The 16,083-nt window shown below is 68.1% G+C and carries 11 protein-coding genes; 6 read left to right on the top strand and 5 right to left on the bottom strand.

Annotated elements, in window-relative coordinates; translation table 11 throughout:
- Positions 1-7 precede the first annotated feature (7 nt).
- Positions 8-919 (top strand): 2-hydroxy-3-oxopropionate reductase, encoded by a 912-nt coding sequence (locus tag AC07PT_RS13750; protein ID WP_492347843.1) that lies wholly within the window; start codon positions 8-10, stop codon positions 917-919.
- On the opposite strand, the gene AC07PT_RS13745 is transcribed toward AC07PT_RS13750, so the two are convergent.
- The 4 genes from AC07PT_RS13745 to AC07PT_RS13730 form a co-directional block, all read right to left on the bottom strand.
- Positions 920-2,581 (bottom strand): methyl-accepting chemotaxis protein, encoded by a 1,662-nt coding sequence (locus AC07PT_RS13745; protein ID WP_494656970.1) that lies wholly within the window; start codon positions 2,579-2,581, stop codon positions 920-922. It lies immediately after the preceding gene.
- A 539-nt stretch (positions 2,582-3,120) separates the two neighbouring features.
- The gene (locus tag AC07PT_RS13740; protein ID WP_494656969.1) at positions 3,121-4,176 is read right to left on the bottom strand and encodes a Bug family tripartite tricarboxylate transporter substrate binding protein; all 1,056 of its coding nucleotides are present in this window, start codon (positions 4,174-4,176) and stop codon (positions 3,121-3,123) included.
- 69 nt (positions 4,177-4,245) lie between these two features.
- Positions 4,246-5,826, bottom strand: a complete 1,581-nt coding sequence (locus AC07PT_RS13735) for an indolepyruvate oxidoreductase subunit beta family protein (RefSeq protein ID WP_494656968.1) — start codon at positions 5,824-5,826, stop codon at positions 4,246-4,248.
- Between the two features lie 44 nt (positions 5,827-5,870).
- A complete protein-coding gene (locus AC07PT_RS13730; protein ID WP_492347847.1) occupies positions 5,871-8,024 on the bottom strand; it encodes a thiamine pyrophosphate-dependent enzyme in 2,154 nt (717 codons plus the stop codon).
- A gap of 108 nt (positions 8,025-8,132) precedes the next feature.
- On the opposite strand from AC07PT_RS13730, the gene AC07PT_RS13725 reads away from it, so the two are divergent.
- Positions 8,133-9,083, top strand: coding sequence for a LysR family transcriptional regulator (locus tag AC07PT_RS13725; RefSeq protein ID WP_492347848.1), 951 nt, complete (start codon positions 8,133-8,135; stop codon positions 9,081-9,083).
- On the opposite strand, the gene AC07PT_RS13720 is transcribed toward AC07PT_RS13725, so the two are convergent.
- Positions 9,017-9,256, bottom strand: a complete 240-nt coding sequence (locus AC07PT_RS13720) for an oxidoreductase-like domain-containing protein (protein WP_494656967.1) — start codon at positions 9,254-9,256, stop codon at positions 9,017-9,019. The two genes, AC07PT_RS13725 and AC07PT_RS13720, sit on opposite strands and share 67 nt — an antisense overlap.
- A 230-nt stretch (positions 9,257-9,486) precedes the next feature.
- Between AC07PT_RS13720 and AC07PT_RS13715 the strand changes: the two genes are divergently transcribed.
- From AC07PT_RS13715 to AC07PT_RS13700, 4 genes are all read left to right on the top strand, one after another.
- Positions 9,487-10,428, top strand: coding sequence for a glycosyltransferase family 2 protein (locus tag AC07PT_RS13715; protein WP_492347850.1), 942 nt, complete (start codon positions 9,487-9,489; stop codon positions 10,426-10,428).
- 13 nt (positions 10,429-10,441) lie between these two features.
- Positions 10,442-12,931 carry an aldo/keto reductase gene (locus tag AC07PT_RS13710; protein WP_494656966.1) on the top strand — a complete coding sequence of 830 codons (2,490 nt, stop codon included), beginning with the start codon at positions 10,442-10,444 and terminating at the stop codon, positions 12,929-12,931.
- 186 nt (positions 12,932-13,117) lie between these two features.
- A complete protein-coding gene (locus tag AC07PT_RS13705; protein ID WP_492347852.1) occupies positions 13,118-13,741 on the top strand; it encodes a Crp/Fnr family transcriptional regulator in 624 nt (207 codons plus the stop codon).
- A 186-nt stretch (positions 13,742-13,927) separates the two neighbouring features.
- Entirely contained in the window at positions 13,928-16,051 is a 2,124-nt protein-coding gene (locus AC07PT_RS13700; protein ID WP_494656965.1) for a sensor domain-containing diguanylate cyclase, read from the top strand.
- The last annotated feature ends 32 nt before the right edge of the window (positions 16,052-16,083 follow it).

The following is a 16,083-nucleotide window of genomic DNA, read 5'->3' as shown; positions in this document are numbered from 1 at the left end:
ACCTCTCATGACTCAAAAACCGCTTCAACTCGGCTTCATCGGCCTGGGCATCATGGGCACGCCCATGTGCCTCAACCTGATCCGTGGTGGCCATCAGCTGTTTGTGCACACCCGCGGCAAGGTGCCGGCGGCGCTGGCCGACACCCCGGCCACCCAATGCCTCAGCGCACGCGGCGTGGCCGAGCGGGCCGACATCGTCTTCACCATGCTGCCCGACACCCCCGATGTCGAGCAGGTGCTGTTTGGCGACGACGGGTTGGCTCTGGGCCTGAGCCCAGGCAAGCTGGTGATCGACATGAGCTCGATTGCCCCTCTGCCCACGCAGGACTTTGCCCGGCGCATCGAGCAGCTCGGCTGCCAGTACCTCGACGCCCCGGTGTCCGGCGGCGAAGTGGGCGCGCAAAAGGGCAGCTTGTCGATCATGGTCGGCGGGCCCGAAGCCGCCTTTGCCAGGGCTCAGCCGCTGTTCGAGCTGCTGGGGCAGAACATCACGCTGGTGGGGCCCAATGGTGCCGGGCAGACCACCAAGGTGGCCAATCAGATCGTGGTGGCGCTCAACATCGAGGCCGTGGCCGAGGCCCTGTTGTTTGCTTCACGTGCTGGCGCCGACCCGGCCAAGGTGCGCCAGGCCTTGATGGGCGGCTTTGCCGCCTCGCGCATTCTGGAGGTTCATGGCGAGCGCATGATCCGCCGCAGCTTCGAACCGGGTTTTCGCATTGCCCTGCACCAGAAGGACCTGCGCCTGGCACTGGACAGCGCCCGCGCCCTCGGGCTGGCCCTGCCCGCCACGGCACAGGCTCAACAATTGTTCAGCGCCTGTGTGGCGCAGGGCGGTGCGGCCTGGGACCACTCGGGCATGGTGAAGGCCCTGGAGCGGCTGTCGAACTTCGAGGTGGGCCAGAAAGCGGCCTCGGCCTGATCAGCCCAGCCGCAGCGGCTGCGGGGCACGCGCCAGGGCCGGGGTGGGGGCCGGCCGGTTTGCTGCGGCCGGTGTTGGCGCGGCGACCGGTGTGTCGCGGCTGAGGCGGAAGGTGTGCACGATGTCCGTGAGTCGGTGGGCCTGATCGCGCAGGCTGTCGGCTGCCGCCGCGCTTTCCTCGACCAGTGCCGCGTTTTGCTGGGTCACCTCATCGAGCTTGCCCACGGTCGAGCTGATGTCGGCGATGCGGCCACTCTGCTCATCGGCTGCGGCCGCCACCTCGGACATGATCGAGGACACGTTTTGTACCGAGCTCACCAGCTCGTTGATCGTCTCGCCGGCACGGCGCACCAGGTCTTCGCCCACGGCCACGCGCTCTACGCTGTCGGTGATCAGGCCCTTGATCTCCTTGGACGAACTGGTGGCGTGGCCGGCCAGGCGCCGCACCTCGCTGGCCACCACGGCAAAGCCGCGCCCCTGTTCGCCGGCGCGTGCGGCTTCCACCGCCGCGTTCAGGGCCAGGATGTTGGTCTGGAAGGCGATGCCGTCAATCACGCCCACAATGTCGGCGATCTTGCGGGAGCTCACGCTGATCCCTTCCATGGTCTGCACCACCTCGGACACCATCTGCCCGCCGCTGATCGCGTGGGTCGAGGCGGTGGCCGCCAGGCGGTTCACCTCGCGGGCCGAGGCCGTGCTGTGGCCCACCATCTGGGTCAGGTCGGTCAGTGTGTGGGCCGCCGTCTGCAGGTTGTGCGACGCCTCTTCGGTGCGCTGGCTCAGGTCCAGGTTGCCGGCGGCCACTTCGGCGCTGGCGTCCTTGATCGATTCGGCAGTGCCGCCGATTTCGCCCACCAGCTCACGCAGGCGCTGCTGCATGGCGGCAATGGCCTCCAACAGGCGGCCGGTTTCGTCGTGGATGCGCACCTCCACTTGAGAGGTCAGGTCGCCCGCGGCAATGCGTTCGGCCACCACCACGGCCCGCCCGATCGGCGCCGTCACGCTCTGGGTGATGCGCCAGGCCACCAGCACGCCGACCGTGATCGAGATCAACACCAGCAAGCCGGCGGTGATCTGGGCCCGGGCCATGCTGTCTTCGGCCCCTTGGGCCTCGGCCTGGTTCAGGCGGTTCTGGTACTCGATCAGATCGCTCAAGCGGGCCCGCCACTTGACCTCGCTGGGTTCCACCCGGTTCATCATGGCGATCGAGGCACCCACGTTGTCGCCCTCCAGCGCCGTCTTCACCGACTGCTGAAGCTCGGGCAGCGTCGCTTCGGCGATGGCCTTGATGTCGTCCAGCAGCTTCAACTCGTCGGCTTGGGCCCCATTGGCCTGGGCCAGGGCGGCCAGTTCGGTCTGCTGCTTGAGGTATTGGTCTTGTGTGGCCTTGAGCTTGTCGGCCTGCTCGGTCGAGCGTTTGGTGTCGCTTTCAGACAGCATCACCGCCGAGCGGCCCCTCAGGCCCAGCGAGTCCACGTCCTGCAGCATGTTGTTCATCAGGCGGGTTTTTTCGGCGTTGGTGCTGGTGATGCGCTGCAGCCTTCCGTGCAGATCCCTGGCTGACCATTGGTCCACCGCCACCACCAGCAGCAGCAAGGCCAGCACACTGCCGAAACCCAGGCTGAGCCGATGGCTGAGGGACAAAGACTTGAGAGCGCTCATGTGAAAAACCTTGAAAAGAAAACAAGTCCCTGATGCCTGGCTTTCAGCATGTGTGGCGCGCGCCGCCCTGCCGTTTGCAATGCCAATGTTCTGCCACCCGCGCCCGCCCCGGACCCAGGAAAACCCCAGCCCAGCGCCCAATCACGCCCGTGACCCCTCAGAGAGCACGTGCGGCTTCTGTGGCGCGGTGGGCGGTATTGTTGTTGTAAGCGTCATGCAAGAGAAATGCCAAGTCCGGCTGAGCCCATGCCGCCAATGCATAACCCTGACCCGACACCCGCATCCCTGTCAGACCTTGAACTCCAACGTGGTCAGAACACCAGATTGAGGCCTGCCAGCGGTCCCCGGGCATGCAGCCGACGCGCTCCAAAGGGAGCTGGGACGCGTGAAGTGCGTCCGCCCCTCGCGGCCACACGTGGGAGTGACACGAAGTGCGCGACCGTGGGGGCTACATCAGCCCGCCGCCGGGCCGCCCCAAGGCGGGCTGGGCCCCCTTGGGGGGCAGCGACCACACGAAGTGAGGGAGCGTGGGGGCCATTTCATTCAGCCTTGATCCCCAGCCCCTTGATCAAGCCCGGAAACACCTTCATCTCCCGCTGCGCCGTGGCCTTGAAATCCGCGGGTGTGCCTGGCGTGGCCTCGCCACCCAGTTCGCGAAAGCGCTCCTGCACCGAGGCTTGGGACAAGGCCTTGTTCAACTCCTGGTTCAGGCGGGCCACCACCTCGGGCGGCGTGCCGGCCGGTGCGTACAGGCCGAACCAGGTGTCGTAGTCCACCCCCTTGATGCCCGACTCTTCCAGCGTGGGCACGTTGGGGAACAGGGGCGAGCGCCGGGCGCTGGCCACGGCCAGCATCTTCAGCTTGCCCGCGCGCACATTGGCAAACGAAATACCGGGGTCCATGAAGAAATCCAGTTGGCTGGCCAGCAGATCCTGCAAAGCCGGTGCCGCGCCACGGTAGGGCACGTGCACCGCCTCGAAGCCCGCACTCTGCTTGAGCAACTCGCCCACCAGATGTGGCGTGCTGCCGGCCCCGGCCGAGCCAAAGGACAGGCGCGGCTGGCTGTTCTTGGCGAGGCTCACGAAGTCTTTCACATTGTCGGGCGCCAGGCTGGCGCGGGTGGTCAGGAACAGCAGCACGCGTCCGGTGGCACCCACGGGCTGCAAGTCTTTCTGCGCATCGAAGGGCACTTTGCCAAACAGCCAGGGGTTGACCGATTCGATGCCCGTGGTCACCAGGGCCAGGGTGCTGCCGTCCGGCGCAGCCTTGGCCGTGGCGTCGGCCGCGATGTTGCCGTTGGCACCGGCCCGGTTGTCCACCAGCACGGGTTGCTTCAGGCCCTCGGCCATGATCGGCGCAATGGCACGCGCCATGATGTCGGCCACGCCACCGGGTGGGTAGCCCACCAGCAGGCGCACCGGTTTGCTCGGAAAGCCCGCGGCATCGCCGCCGGCTGCCGCCAGGGCGGGGCGTGAGGGCAGGGCCATGCCCAGGCCAAGGCTCAGGCTGACCATCCAGGCGAGCAGGCTGGCGCGCCTGAGCGAGGTGGCAGAGCCCCGGACCGGGCTGCGCGTGGGGTGGTTTGTCGAGGTCATTGTTTTGTCTCCGTGGTGTTGTGTTTTTCGTTCAATGAGCGCGGGGGGAGGCTGGTGGCCTGTGTCGGCTCAGGGCCGGGCCGCGGTCGGCGGCCGCCTCATCCAGCGGATGGGCACCTCTTTCAGTGGGCGCGCCGGTGCGCCGTGGGCCTGCAGGGTGGCGTCCAGTGCCTGGCCGGCTTCGTCTTTCAGGGCGGCCTGTCGTGCTGCTGAAAGGGTGGCGGCCGGCGCCGTGATCAAGTGGCGCAGGATGTGCATCAGGTTCTCCTGGCCACGTTCATGGGTGCTGCCGTAGCCTTTGATCAGGCGCCCGCACTGCGCCAGCTCGTGGCCGTTGGCCCAGCTGTGTTGCAGTCCGGCATGGATGCCCTGCAGCCATTGATCGATCAGCGCCTGTTCGGTGGCAAAGCGGCTGCCGTGCGCGCGCAGCGGCTTGAGCTTTGCCATCACGCGCAAGGCCAGCAGCCCGGTGACCGTGTGGGTGCCCAGCTTGAGGGCCAGCGACCAGGGTTGGGCGCGGCGCCGGTCCCAGGCCAGCAGGCGGGCCGCCAGCGGCGCCGGCAGCAGGCCGGCGATTTCGGGTACCCCGGGCTTGAAGTGCTCGTACACCTTGAGCAACTCGTCTTCGCCGGCCTGCACCTCGGCGCGCACGCGCTGCCATCGGCTGGCGCGGCTTTTCAGGTCGGCGACGCGAATCAGATCGTCAAACGCCATCCACAAGGCGAGCCAGCGGGCGGCCTCCCGGGTGACGGCAAAGCTGTGCCGGGCGTGGGGATCGGCGGCGCGTTCTGCGGCCAGCAGCCCCCGCAGGCGCTGCAGGTAGCGCTCGCCATAGGCCGCGCTCTGGTAGTCGCAGACCCGGGCGTGGCCCAGCGTCAGCAGGGGGTGCAGCGCGGTCGGGAAATCCTGCAGCGCAGGCGGCGCGGCGCGGCTGATCGCCTCGGCGTCGGCCTCGGCCTGGGGGTCCGTGGCCGGGGCGTTGGGTAGCCAGGCGTCGAGCAGGCCCTGCTGTTGGCGTTGCCGCTGCACTTCGTCGCAAGCCAGCGCAAAGCCCCGCAGGCTGGCCTCGGCGGGCCCACCGCCGGCCCGCACCGTGGCCTCGTAGTCGGCTCGCTGAAAAGGCAGCAGGCCGCTGCCGGCCAGGGCGCCCAACATCACGGCGCTCACCACCGTGCGCGACTGGCGGGCCAGCCCCGACATGTCCAGCACATGGTGGGCCCGGCTGTGTTCGCGCAGCAGGGCCAGCAGTTCGTCGCTGTCGCGGCGGCCGTCGCCCGGCTGCATGCGCTCCAGCGTGGTCAGGGTGCGGCCGCTGGCGCTGATCACCAGGGTGCGTTCGGCACTGACCAGCCCGTTGGCGATCTGGCGTGAGGTCTCCAGCAGCTCGGACGACACCAGGCCGTCCAGCCGGCCTGGCAGCGGGTTCAGGCTGAAGATGGGGCGTTGGCCGCCCAGTTGGGCCAGGGGTACCGGGAACACCTCCAGGTAATAGGTGGTGGCGCCGGTGCGTTGGGCCACGCCGGGGATGGAGGTGCTTTGCGCGGCGTAGCCGGCGCGGCGGGCGGTGTCGACCAGCCATTCGGTCAGCACGCCGCCACCTTCGCCGCCCAGGGCGCAGATCAGCAGGGTGATGGGTTCTTGTCGTCGCATGTCGGGATCCGGTCGGTGAAAGGAGTGGGGGGCAAGGGGGGCACTCAGGCCCGTTGCAGCCGGCGCGTGAACAGGCCGCGCCACTGGTGCAGCAAGCGTTCGTGCCAGCGCGGGTTGCGCACCAGCTCGGCGCGGTAGAACGAGGGGCACAGCGTGGCCGCATGGGCGTTGGCACCGCACAGGCCGCAGCCCACGCAGCCGTCGATGACCGTGGCCACGGGGTCTACTTTCAGCGGGTCGGGGTTGTTCTTGAGGGTGAGCGTGGGGCAGCCCGACAGGCGGATGCAGGCGTGGTCGCCGGTGCACACGTCTTCGTCCACCCCGTACTTCACGCGCTGCACCCGTTGGCCGCGCTGCAGCAGGCTGGCGATCCAGGGTTTGATGCGGCGTTGGCGTTCCAGCTGGCACTCGCCTTCGGCCACGATCACCTTCAGGCCTTCGAAGGGGCTGGTCAGCGCCTCCACCAAGGTGTCGCGCATGGTCGACACCTCGTAGCTGGGCACGCTGCGCAGCCACTTCACGCCCAGGCCGCGCAAGGTGTTCTCGATGGTCTGGTCGGTGTGCACCAGGCTCTGCTGCTTGTCGCTGGCGGCCTCCTTGGCGGTTTCGCCGGGGGTGGAGATGATGTCCTGCGTGCCGGTGGCCGAGGTGTAGCCGTTCTTGAAGATCAGCAGCACGGCGTCGTCCCCATTGAACAGCGCGCTCTGCACCCCGGTGAGCAGGCCGTTGTGCCAGAAGCCGCCGTCACCCATGATGGCCAGCGAGCGGCGCTGCATCAGGGGCGACACGCCAGCCCGGCTGGCCAGGCTCATGCCATAGCCCAGGATCGAGTGACCCATCGAAAACGGCTCGAAGGTGGCAAATGCGTGGCAACCGATGTCGGCCGCCACATGCACGGCGCCGGTCTGCTGCTGGGCCAGCTTGAGGGCCGAGAACACCGGTCGCTCCGGGCAGCCGATGCAAAAGCCCGGCGGTCGGTTGGGCAGCGGGGCCTGCAGGCGCGCGGCCACGGCCGCTCGCCGCGCCGCGTTGTCGGCCAGCCAGCGTTCGGCCTCGCCGGCATCGTGCTGCGGCAGGTAGCGCGCCACAAAGGGGCGCAGGCCCGTGGCCATGGCCTCGGTGGTGTATTCGCCGGCCATGGGCAGCCAGTCCTTGCCGTGCAGCGGGGTGCTCACGCCGTGGCGGCGCAGCAGGGTGGCCAGTTCCTGCTCGATGTATTCGGGTTGGCCTTCTTCGAACAGCAGCACGGCGCGCTTGTCGCTGCAAAAGGCGATCAACTGCTCGGGCACCAGGGGGCTCACCACATTGAGGACCAGCAGCGGGAGCTCGCTGTGCCCCAGGGCGTCGGCCAGTCCGAACTGCTGCAGGGTGCGGATCAGCGTGTTGTACAGGCCGCCCTGCACGATCAGGCCCAGGTCGGCGTGCAGGCCGTCGTGCCGCTCGTTGAGGCCGTGCTCGACGATGTAGCGGCGGGCCGCCGGCACGCGCTCCTCGTTCTTGAGCTTTTCGTGTCGGAAGGTCACGGGTGGGTGGGCCAGCTTCATGTAGTCGAAGCCGGCCGGGTCGCTCATCAGGGCCCGGGTCGACACCGGTGGCGCCTGGTTGTCGCGTGCCGTGAAGCTGCCCTTGACGTGGCAGGCCCGGATGCGCAGCTCCATCAGGGCCGGCATGTTCGAGGCTTCCGACAGGCAGAAGGCTTGCTCGACCAGGTGCACCATGTGGCCCAGCTCGGGCCGCGGATCGAGCAGCAGCAGGCCCGATTTGAGGGCAAAGGCGTGGCTGCGCTCCTGGATCACGCTGGCACCTTCGCCGTAGTCTTCGCCCACCACCACCAGCACGCCACCGGTCACCCCGGGCGAGGCCAGATTGGACAGCGCGTCGGCGGCGACGTTGGTGCCGACGATTGATTTCCAGGTCACCGCACCGCGCAGCGGGTAGTGAATGGAGGCCCCCAGCATGGCGGCGGCCGACGCCTCGTTGGCGCAGGCCTCGACGTGCACGCCCAGTTCGTCCAGGTAGGGCCGGGCCTGCACCATCACGTCCAGCAGGTGCGACACCGGCGCGCCCTGGTAGCCCCCGATGTAGGCCACCCCCGACTGCAACAGCCCCTTGGTGATGGCCAGGATGCCCTCGCCATGGAACTCGGCCCCGGCGCCCAGGCGCAACTGCTCTACCTCTTTGCTGAATGAAACTTCCACCGTGCTGTCTCCTTGATGGGCGCCATCATCGGCAGGCTGGCAATATCCATCAATAAAATGAGCCAACTAAGTGGTATGCATTGAATGCATGAAAGGCGGGCCCTACCCATGCTCAAGCTGCACGACATCGACCTCAACCTGCTGCGCCTGTTCGACGCCATCTACCGGGCTCGCAGCGTGAGCCGGGCGGCCGAAGCCCTGGGGCTGACCCAGCCCGCCGCCAGCCAGGGCCTGACCCGCCTGCGCCTGCTGCTGAAGGATGCCCTGTTTGTGCGGGCCCCGGGCGGCGTGGCGCCCACGCCGCGTGCCGAGCGCCTGGCGCGCGCGGTGCAGGCGGCCTTGAGCCTGATGGAGGCCGCCCTCAATGAAAGCGAGCGCTTCGACCCCGCCGAGTCACAGCGCAGCTTCCGCATCCACATGAGCGACATCGGTGAGGCGCGCTTTCTGCCCGAGCTGATGGCGGCAGTGCAGGCGCGGGCCCCGGGCATCCGCCTCGAGACCCGGCCGCTGCCCCCCGACACCATTGCCCAGGCCCTGGACGAGGGCCGCATCGACGTGGCATTCGGCTTTCTGCCCAGCGTGAAGGACACGCGCCAGGCCGTCATGCTGAGCGATCGCTACATCGTGCTGCTGCGTGCCGGCCACCCTTTCACGCGGCGCAAGCGCAGCCCGCAGGCCCTGCTGGACGAGTTGCAGCAACTGGAGTTTGTCGCGGTGCGCACGCACACCAATCCCTTGCGCATCCTGCAATTGCTCAAGCTTGAGGCACGGGTGCGCCTGACGACCGAGCATTTCATGGTGCTGCCAGCCATCGTGCGCTCCACCGATCTGGCCGTGTTGATGCCGCGCAGCATCGCGCTGGGCTTTGCCGGGCAGGGGGGCTATGCGGTGGTCGAGCCGGCGTTTGCGCTGCGCGACTTCGATGTGGCACTGCACTGGAGCGCCCGCTTCGAAGCCGATCCGGGTCTGGCCTGGCTGCGCGGCCTGATCCTTCAGCTGTTTTCCGAGCCCGACAGCAAGGCCTCGGCATCCTCGCGCCAGAACGCCAGCGCGGCATAAAAACCTTCCCACACGCAGCCGTTGCAGCCGCGTCCGCAACAGGTCTGTGGTTCGGGCGGCGGTGGGCGCAGGCCCAGGCCGGCCTGGGCCAGGGCGGCCTGCAGCCGGGCGATCTGCTGGCGGCCTTGCAGCAGTGCCGGCAGCGCGGTGGTGGATTCTGGGTTGACGGGCATGGCGGGGGGCAAGGGACAGGATGGATCAGTTTTGTCAGTGCATGGGGCACCGATCCCGGGTTTCGTGATTTGCTTCCTCTCCTGGTCGGTCACTTTGGCGGCCCATATTGTTGCAAACTGTAAAATGCAGGGCCGTCAGCGTGTCGGGTGGCCCCGACCTCGACAAGCCTTCGGGCGCCGATGGACCGCCCGCGTCTGACCTCTGCCTCACTCAACTCAAGCATTCCGAGATGACATCCGATTTCAAGTTGGAGCCCGTGGAGGCACCCCCCGCCCTCAACCCCCGTGTGGTCCCGATGGTGGTCATCTCGCCGGTGCGTGACGAGGCCCAGTACCTGCGCCTGACCATGGATGCCATGGTGGCCCAGACCTGCCGCCCCGTGGAGTGGATCCTGGTCGACGACGGCTCCTCCGACGAAACCCCCGACATCGTGCGCGAGTACGCCGAACGCTATCCCTTCATCCGGCTGGTGCCGCGTCAGAACCGGGGCTTTCGCAAGCTCGGCGGCGGTGTGGTGGCGGCTTTCAACTTTGGCATGGAGCACATCCAGCATCTGGATTACGCCTTCATCGTGAAGCTGGACGGCGACATGTCCTTTGGCCCGCACTACATCGAACACATGCTGCAGCGGCTCGAGGCCAACCCACGCCTGGCGGCGGTGTCGGGCAAGGTGTTTCGTTTCGAGCAGGGCCGCTACATCGAGGAAAGTCACATTGCCGAGCAGGTGGCAGGCCAGTTCAAGCTGTACCGCCGCGAGGCCTTCGAGGCCATCGGGGGGTTTGTGCAGCACCTGTCCTGGGATGGCATCGATGTGCACATGGCCTGGATGAAAGGCTGGGAGACCGAGTCCTTCTACGACCCCCAGGCCTGGCTGTGGCACCACCGCATCATGGGCTCGTCGGACAAACACATCTACGAAGGGCGCCTGCGCTGGGGCCGGGGCAACTGGTACATGGGCTATCACCCGCTGTATGCGATCGCGGCCGGCCTGAACCGCATGCGCGAGAAGCCGGTGGTGATCGGTGGCCTGCTGATGATCTTCAGCTACTTCTGGTCCGCGCTGAAGGGCCTGCCGCGCTACGAGAACCCCGAATTCCGCCGCTACCTGCGGGAGTGGCAGATGCAGCGCCTCAAGCGCTTCGTGCTGCGTCAGCCCGACACCCGTCACTGAGCCCGGGGCGATCATGAGCGTGCTGCAACAGCCCCCGAGTGAGGCCGATGCCTATGACCTGTGTGTGGTGGGGGCCGGGCCTGTGGGGCTGTCGCTGGCCCTGGCTGCCCAGGCGCGCGGCCTGCGTGTGCTGGTGCTTGAGGCCGGCCGTCAGGACCCTGCCCAGTCGGCGCCCGACTGGAGCGGCTCCAGCCTGGTGCGGCCGCAGCACCATGCCCCGCTGGCGCTGGCCACCCACACCGGCCTGGCCGGCACCACCTGGCTTTGGGGCGGCCGCTGCGTGCCCTTCGAGGCCCATGACTTCGAACCGCGTGCCCAGGTACCCGGGGTGGCCTGGCCTTTGAGCTGGGCGGACGTCCAGCCCTGGTACGAGGCGGCGGCGCGTTGTGTGGATTGCGGCTCGTCGGAGTTTCGACGCCCTTTGCCACCCGAGGCCCAGGGCCCGGTGCGTCAGCTGTCCCGCTTCGAGTTGACCCAGTTGGAGCGCTGGTCCCATCAACCGCGCCTGATCGGCAGCCTGGGCCAGCAGGCCCTCGCGGTGCCCGGTCTGGACCTGCTGTTCGACGCCCGGGTGGAGGCGCTGGGCTTCAGCCCCTGCGGTGAGCACCTCGAGAGCATTCGGGCCAGCCACCAGGGGCAGGCCCTCTGCGTGCGCGCCCGCCGTTTTGTGCTGGCGGGCGGGGCGCTGGGGGTGACCCGCCTGCTGCTGCAGGCGCAGCGCCAGCAGCCGGCGCTGTTTGGCGGGCCCGAAGGGCCGCTTGGGCGGTATTACATGGGGCACATCATGGGCAGCATTGCCCGCCTGGTCCTGACGCGGCCGCAAGATGTGCGCTGGCTGGACTTCAGCCGCGATGCCTGCGGCACCTATGTGCGCCGGCGCCTGACCCCCAGCGCCGCCACCCAGCGCGAACAAGGCCTGCTCAACACCTCGTTCTACATCGACAACCCGCCGTTCTACGACGCGAGCCACCGCAACCCCACGCTGTCGGCGGTGTTCATGGGGCTGGCAATCGCGCCCATCGGCCGCCGTCTGGTGGCCGAGGCCATGCGCCTCAAGCACATCGGTCCTCCGCCCTACCGCTGGCTGGCCCACGGCCTGAACATCGCGCGCCGGCCCTGGCGGGCCGCCCTGGACGTGATCGACATCCTGCGCCACCGCTACCTGTCTGCGGTGCGCAAGCCGGGGTTTGTGTTGCGCAACGCCGGCGGTACCTACGCCCTGGATTACCACGCCGAGCAGGTGCCCCATGCCGACAGCCGTGTCACGTTGCAAAACGACCAGGGCGATCTCAAGATCGATTTCCGCTACCAACCGCAAGACATCGACTCCGTGCTGCACGCCCATGCCTTGCTCGACCAGGATTTGCGGGCGGCCGGCCTGGGGCATCTGGCCTACGAACGCCCCGAGGCTGAGCGTGCGGCCCATGTGTTCGAGCAGGCGTCCGATGGCTTCCACCAGATCGGGTCTACCCGCATGAGCGCCGATCCCGCCCAGGGCGTGGTGGACGGCAATGCCCGGGTGCACGGGGTGGACAACCTGTACATCGCCTCCAGCAGCGTGTTCTCCACCTCGGGCGAAGCCAATCCCACCTTGCTGGCGGTGGCCCTGGGCCTGCGCCTGGCCAGCCACCTGGGCGACCTGCAGCAAGCCCCTGCCGCGACCTCACCGACCTTCTCCGCCCAGGCGGTTTCAGACAGGACAGCACCCATGCGCCAGATCACCTTGCCCGGCACCCCTCTGCGGCTCAGCCGCCTGGTGTTCGGAACGGCCAGCCTGCACCATCGGGCCCGTGAAGCCGACCGGCAGGCCTTGCTGCGGGCGGCCATCGAGGCGGGCTTCAGCCATTTCGACACCTCGCCGATGTACGGCAATGGCGTGGCCGAGGCGTCGCTGGGCGCCTTGCCTGGCGAGCTGGCGCGACGCATCACGCTGACCACCAAGGTGGGCCTGTACGCGCCGGCCGGCGCCCGGGCCACCGTTCCCGACCTGTATGCCCGCAAGTTGCTGGGCAAGGTGTTGCCCGTGCTGAACCGCGCCGTGGTCGACGGCTCGGTACAGCGGGCCCGGCGCAGCTTTGAAGCCAGCCTGCGCCGCTTGCGCCGTGAGCGGGTCGAATTGCTGTTGCTGCACGAACCGGTGGCTGGCCAGATCGCCTGCGATGAATGGCTGAAGTTCTTGCAAGGCCTGCAGTCCCAAGGGCAGATCGGCGCCTGGGGCGTGGCGGGTGAGGCGCCGGCCGTCGCCGCCATGTTGGCCACCCATGGGGTCTTGTGCCCGGTGGTTCAGGTGCGCGACAGCCTGTCGCAGCACCAGGCCGATACGGTGCTGGCGGCGGGGCGCCCCCTGCAGCTCACCTATGGCTACCTGGCCGATCCTGGCGCGGCAGGCCTGTCTGTGGCACAGCGCCTGGGGCAGGCGATGTTGCGCAACCCGGAGGGGGCCATCCTGGTCTCCACCCGCCAGGTGGAGCGCGTGGCGGCGCTGGCCCGGTTGGGGGGCTGAGCGCCTGTTCACGATCTCCCAGGGGCCCGTGCGAGATCATGAGCAGGCTCTGCCGCTTCAGCGCGTGCTGAGCCCCTGGCCAGGCACGGAGTCTGATCAAGCCCGTGCGACGGCGGGCTGTGGCGCAGTCAGCCCCTTTGACATGCCTCAATATCGGGCGCAGGCGGCTCGGGCAAAGTCGTCCCCATGTTGCCCTCTGAGTATTTCGGTTTGTCCCTCGAACACGAGGTTGTCCCTCCGGGTCAGGTCTTGCTCGCACGCCAGACCACCTCACCCTGGGTGCACTTTGTTGATTCAGGTCGCGTGGTGCTCGGCCTGTACGACGGCACTGAAATGAGCCATCAACTGGGCGTGGTCGAAGGGCCGTTCTGGCTGGAGGCCGCTTCGGCCGTGCTGGGGCTGCCCGAGGTGGTGGACGCCATGAGCGACACACCGGTCATCGTTCGCCGCATGCCGCTGCCGGCCTTTCAACGCACCTTGGCCACCTTGGCCCCGCCCGCCCGCAAGCTGCTGCAGGATGTGTCGCGCTCCCAGCGCCAGCAGACTGAACTGGCGGTGAGCCGCCTGGCCATGGACGCCGAAGCGCGTTGTGCGCGCTGGTTGCTCAACCATGCCGAGCAGGCCAGCCAGGGCGTGGTGAACGTGCTGTTGAACCAGCGCAAGCGCCTGATCGCGGCCGAACTGGGCATTGCCCCTGAAACCTTGTCGCGGGTGCTGCGCCACCTGCGCGAGCGCAGCCTGATCGCCGGTTCCGGGCGCAACCTGACCTTGCTGGATCCCGGCGGTCTGCAAAGCCTGGCGGGCGGTTGAGTGCTCGCCGGCTGCGGGCCGGTGGATCGCTAGGGGTTGTCCCTAGACTGTCTGGTCGTGTTGCGCACAACTCCGTATAGTTGACGCTTTGTTACAAATGCGGAAGCTCTTCTTGCTGGTGTCTTGTCCCGATCGCTGTTGGATGTGTGTCAAGACAGTCGCTGTGGTGGACCGGAGCGTGCGGTCGTGACCTGGACACGCTGGGCACGGCGCCTGGGCACGGGGCTGCATCGGGCCACCGACACACTCAAGCTGCGCGTGGTGGTGGTGGCCGTGCTGTCGGGCTGGCTGGCCAGCGCGGTGTCCGTTTTCTTCATCCTTCAGGCCAGCGAACACGAGGCCTTGGGCAGCGCCGGCCGCCAGCAGGCGCAGGAAGTGCAATTGCAGGCGGCCCTGCTCGATGCCCGTTTGCAGCACATCGAGGCCTTGCTGCTGCAACTCGGCCAAGACGTTAGCCCTGAGCGCCTGCAGCACCCCGGCAGCCTGCCCACGGCCTGGGCACAACAGCGCCAGGCCTTTTCTGTGTTCGATTTTCTGGACCTCGCCCGTGCCGATGGGGTGCCGCTGCTGCGCCATGCGCAGGCCCCGTCGCTGCCCCGGTTGCTGGACTCTGCGGTCGAGCAGGTCCGCCTGCAAGCCCTGGCAGACGGGCAGGCCCATGTGTGGGCCCCCGTGGGGCGCTGGCCTGAAGAGAAGCCGTTGGTGTTGCTGGCCCAGCCCTTGAAGAATGGCGCGGGCCAGATCCAGTCGGTGCTGGTGGGCGGGGTGTCGCTGTATTCCTCCCAGCTCTTGCCGCCCCAACTCACCCGGGCCTCGCTGGCGGGCATGTCGGTGATGGTCTTCAACGCGCAAGGGGTGCTGCTGTCCCATCCCAGCCCGTCACGCCTGCTGGGCCAGGCCCATGATGAACCGGGTTTGGAGGCGCTGTTGCCGCGCTGGGAAACGCAGGGCAGCGGGATGGCGCCCGAAGCCTTGAGCCAGCGCGATGCCCAGCACCTGAGCAGCCTGGCCGGCCTGTCGGTGGCCCCGTGGGCCGTGGCCCGTGTCACGCCCCTGCAGCAGGCGCTGGCCCCTTACCAGGAGGTGGGGCGCTGGGCCTGGTGGCTGACGGCGGGCGTGGCCCTGGCATGCGCTGCCCTGGGCGGCTGGCTGATCCTGTGGCTGACGCGACCCATCAGTGAGGTGTTGCAGCGCATGCACCAGGTGCTGGACCGCTCGGTGCCGGCCAAGAGCAATTGGCCCCAAGTGGGTGGCGAGTTGGGCGAGCTGGTGTCCATGTTGCGCCAGGTGGCCATGGCGCAAGAGCGTGAACAACAAAGCCTGCGGGTGATGGTGGGGCAGTTGGAGGCCATCCTGGAGCATGCCTCGGTGGGCATCGTGGTGACCCGTCATCGCACGCTGGAGCTGTTGAGTCATCGGGCCAGCGCCATGATGGGCTATGCACCGGGCGAGCTGCATGGCCAGCCGGCCCGGGTGCTGTACCCCACCGAAGCGGCTTACGAGGAACTGGGCCGCCAGGTGCGCGAGCAATTTGGTGGCCAGGGCTTTTTTGATGGTGAGCTGATGTTCCGACGCAAGGACGGGCATGACTTCTGGGTGCACATGCTGGGCCGTGGCGTGGTGCCGGGCGACCCCGAGGGCGGCACGATCTGGATCTTTGACGACATCACCGCCGAACGCGAGGCGCGGCGTGCCCTGTCCTGGAGCGCCAGCCACGACAGCCTGACCGGTCTGGTGAACCGGCGGGAACTGGAGCACCGGCTGCAATTGCAATTGCAATTGCAATTGCAATTGCAGCGCCCGGCGCAGGCCGGGTCGGCGGCCCCCTCGCGAGACGACGCGGGTGAGACCGGTGGCTGCGTGCTGTTTGTCGACCTGGACCATTTCAAGGCCGTCAACGACCAGGCCGGTCACGCGGCTGGCGACCAGGTGCTGCGCCAGGTGGCCCGGACCATGGAAGGCCTGGTGCGCCAGACCGACACGGTGGGGCGCCTGGGCGGAGACGAATTTGCCTTGCTGCTGCCGGGCTGCACACTGGAGCGCGCCAGCCAGATTGCGGAGGCCTTGCGCAGCCACATCGAGGCCTTGCCGATTGAGCTGTCTGTCAACCTGCCTGCTGATCTGCCCATCGACCAGGGCCCCCAGGCCCACGCGATCGGCTGCAGTGTCGGCCTGATCGAATTGGGCCCGCAGTACCCCGATGTGGCCGCCGTGCTGCACGCCGCCGACATGGCCTGTTACCAGGCCAAGCGCGCCGGGCGCAACCAGGTGGTGATCACCCGGGCGAGTCAGTCGGTGGTGAGCGGCTGAGTCTCTGCATGGCCTGACAGGCCCATGCCTGT

Source organism: Curvibacter sp. GW821-FHT09D12 (assembly GCF_059416245.1).
Note: the sequence above shows the minus strand (reverse complement) of the source record. Positions and strands in the feature narration are given on the sequence as shown.

What these genes read in the sequence shown, in the direction of transcription:
- AC07PT_RS13750 (WP_492347843.1), top strand. Translation starts at nt 8, where the DNA reads ATGACTCAAAAACCGCTTCAACTCGGCTTCATCGGCCTGGGCATCATG.
- AC07PT_RS13745 (WP_494656970.1), bottom strand. Translation starts at nt 2,581, where the DNA reads ATGAGCGCTCTCAAGTCTTTGTCCCTCAGCCATCGGCTCAGCCTGGGT.
- AC07PT_RS13740 (WP_494656969.1), bottom strand. Translation starts at nt 4,176, where the DNA reads ATGACCTCGACAAACCACCCCACGCGCAGCCCGGTCCGGGGCTCTGCC.
- AC07PT_RS13735 (WP_494656968.1), bottom strand. Translation starts at nt 5,826, where the DNA reads ATGCGACGACAAGAACCCATCACCCTGCTGATCTGCGCCCTGGGCGGC.
- AC07PT_RS13725 (WP_492347848.1), top strand. Translation starts at nt 8,133, where the DNA reads ATGCTCAAGCTGCACGACATCGACCTCAACCTGCTGCGCCTGTTCGAC.
- AC07PT_RS13720 (WP_494656967.1), bottom strand. Translation starts at nt 9,256, where the DNA reads ATGCCCGTCAACCCAGAATCCACCACCGCGCTGCCGGCACTGCTGCAA.
- AC07PT_RS13715 (WP_492347850.1), top strand. Translation starts at nt 9,487, where the DNA reads ATGACATCCGATTTCAAGTTGGAGCCCGTGGAGGCACCCCCCGCCCTC.
- AC07PT_RS13710 (WP_494656966.1), top strand. Translation starts at nt 10,442, where the DNA reads ATGAGCGTGCTGCAACAGCCCCCGAGTGAGGCCGATGCCTATGACCTG.
- AC07PT_RS13705 (WP_492347852.1), top strand. Translation starts at nt 13,118, where the DNA reads ATGTTGCCCTCTGAGTATTTCGGTTTGTCCCTCGAACACGAGGTTGTC.